Genomic DNA, 3,265 nt, shown 5'->3' on the forward strand with positions numbered 1-3,265 from the left:
CAGTGTCCTACTCTCGCATGGGGAGACCCCACACTACCATCGGCGCTACGGCGTTTCACTTCTGAGTTCGGCATGGGGTCAGGTGGGACCACCGCGCTATTGCCGCCAGGCAAATTCGTTTCATTCCAACCGCTTCACTTCCGTCAAGCCATCAGAACCAATCTCGGAACTTCGCTGAAAATCTCTCTAAAAACACCTTCGGTGTTGTAAGGTTAAGCCTCACGGATCATTAGTACTGGTTAGCTCAATGCATCGCTGCACTTACACACCCAGCCTATCAACGTCTTAGTCTTAAACGTTCCTTCAGGGGCCTTGAAGGCCCAGGGAAGACTCATCTTGAGGCAAGTTTCGCGCTTAGATGCTTTCAGCGCTTATCTTTTCCGCACTTAGCTACCGGGCAATGCCATTGGCATGACAACCCGAACACCAGTGGTGCGTTCACTCCGGTCCTCTCGTACTAGGAGCAACCCCTCTCAATCTTCCAACGCCCACGGCAGATAGGGACCGAACTGTCTCACGACGTTCTAAACCCAGCTCGCGTACCACTTTAAATGGCGAACAGCCATACCCTTGGGACCTACTTCAGCCCCAGGATGTGATGAGCCGACATCGAGGTGCCAAACACCGCCGTCGATATGAACTCTTGGGCGGTATCAGCCTGTTATCCCCGGAGTACCTTTTATCCGTTGAGCGATGGCCCTTCCATTCAGAACCACCGGATCACTAAGACCTACTTTCGTACCTGCTCGAGCCGTCACTCTCGCAGTCAAGCTAGCTTATGCCTTTGCACTAACCTCACGATGTCCGACCGTGATTAGCTAACCTTCGTGCTCCTCCGTTACTCTTTGGGAGGAGACCGCCCCAGTCAAACTACCCACCAGACACTGTCCTCACCCCGGATTACGGGGCCGAGTTAGAACATCAAACATTAAAGGGTGGTATTTCAAGGATGGCTCCACGCAGACTGGCGTCCACGCTTCAAAGCCTCCCACCTATCCTACACATCAAGGCTCAATGTTCAGTGTCAAGCTATAGTAAAGGTTCACGGGGTCTTTCCGTCTTGCCGCGGGTACACTGCATCTTCACAGCGAGTTCAATTTCACTGAGTCTCGGGTGGAGACAGCCTGGCCATCATTACGCCATTCGTGCAGGTCGGAACTTACCCGACAAGGAATTTCGCTACCTTAGGACCGTTATAGTTACGGCCGCCGTTTACTGGGGCTTCGATCAAGAGCTTCGCCTTGCGGCTGACCCCATCAATTAACCTTCCAGCACCGGGCAGGCGTCACACCGTATACGTCCACTTTCGTGTTTGCACAGTGCTGTGTTTTTATTAAACAGTTGCAGCCAGCTGGTATCTTCGACTGGCTTCAGCTCCATCCGCGAGGGACTTCACCTACATGCCAGCGTGCCTTCTCCCGAAGTTACGGCACCATTTTGCCTAGTTCCTTCACCCGAGTTCTCTCAAGCGCCTTGGTATTCTCTACCTGACCACCTGTGTCGGTTTGGGGTACGATTTAATGTTACCTGGAGCTTAGAGGATTTTCCTGGAAGCAGGGCATCAACTACTTCTGCACCGTAGTGCATCGTCATCACGCCTCAGGGTTAGCATGCAACCGGATTTACCAGGTCACACCCCCTACACGCTTAAACCGGGACAACCGTCGCCCGGCTAGCCTAGCCTTCTCCGTCCCCCCTTCGCAGTAACACCAAGTACAGGAATATTAACCTGTTTCCCATCGACTACGCTTTTCAGCCTCGCCTTAGGGGTCGACTCACCCTGCCCCGATTAACGTTGGACAGGAACCCTTGGTCTTCCGGCGAGCGGGCTTTTCACCCGCTTTATCGTTACTTATGTCAGCATTCGCACTTCTGATACCTCCAGCAACCCTCACAGGCCACCTTCAACGGCTTACAGAACGCTCCCCTACCCAACAACGCCTAAGCGTCGCTGCCGCAGCTTCGGTGCATGGTTTAGCCCCGTTACATCTTCCGCGCAGGCCGACTCGACCAGTGAGCTATTACGCTTTCTTTAAATGATGGCTGCTTCTAAGCCAACATCCTGGCTGTCTATGCCTTCCCACATCGTTTCCCACTTAACCATGACTTTGGGACCTTAGCTGGCGGTCTGGGTTGTTTCCCTCTTCACGACGGACGTTAGCACCCGCCGTGTGTCTCCCGTGATAACATTCTTCGGTATTCGGAGTTTGCATCGGTTTGGTAAGCCGGGATGGCCCCCTAGCCGAAACAGTGCTCTACCCCCGAAGATGAGTTCACGAGGCGCTACCTAAATAGCTTTCGGGGAGAACCAGCTATCTCCCGGTTTGATTGGCCTTTCACCCCCAGCCACAAGTCATCCGCTAATTTTTCAACATTAGTCGGTTCGGTCCTCCAGTTAGTGTTACCCAACCTTCAACCTGCCCATGGCTAGATCACCGGGTTTCGGGTCTATACCTTGCAACTATTCGCCCAGTTAAGACTCGGTTTCCCTACGGCTCCCCTATACGGTTAACCTTGCTACAAAATATAAGTCGCTGACCCATTATACAAAAGGTACGCAGTCACACCACGAAGGTGCTCCCACTGCTTGTACGTACACGGTTTCAGGTTCTATTTCACTCCCCTCGCCGGGGTTCTTTTCGCCTTTCCCTCACGGTACTGGTTCACTATCGGTCAGTCAGGAGTATTTAGCCTTGGAGGATGGTCCCCCCATATTCAGACAGGATGTCACGTGTCCCGCCCTACTCATCGAACTCACGACCTGTGCATTTTAGTGTACGGGGCTATCACCCTTTGCTGCGCGACTTTCCAGACGCTTCCACTAACACACAAGCCGATTCAGGTTCTGGGCTCCTCCCCGTTCGCTCGCCGCTACTGGGGGAATCTCGGTTGATTTCTTTTCCTCGGGGTACTTAGATGTTTCAGTTCCCCCGGTTCGCCTCATGCCACTATGTATTCATGACATGATAGTGTGTCGAAACACACTGGGTTTCCCCATTCGGGTATCGCCGGTTATAACGGTTCATATCACCTTACCGACGCTTTTCGCAGATTAGCACGCCCTTCATCGCCTCTGACTGCCTAGGCATCCACCGTGTACGCTTAGTCACTTAACCTCACAACCCGAAGATGTTTCCATCGTTCGTGTTGCAAACATTTGAGAGACTCTATGACAGGTTACTCTTCATCCCAATACGTCTACGGAGGGACAAATTTCAGCCGTCATGTTTCAATTTTCAGCTTGTTCCAGATTGTTAAAGAGCAA

At 52.5% G+C, this 3,265-nt stretch carries 2 rRNA genes; both read right to left on the reverse strand.

Annotated elements, in window-relative coordinates:
• Nucleotides 1-110: ribosomal RNA gene (rrf, locus tag ACP39K_RS24450) — 5S ribosomal RNA — on the reverse strand; the annotation flags it as partial.
• 98 nt (nucleotides 111-208) lie between these two features.
• Nucleotides 209-3,116: ribosomal RNA gene (locus ACP39K_RS24455) — 23S ribosomal RNA — on the reverse strand.
• Between the last annotated feature and the right edge of the window lie 149 nt (nucleotides 3,117-3,265).

Source organism: Serratia sp. EC4 (assembly GCF_059652115.1).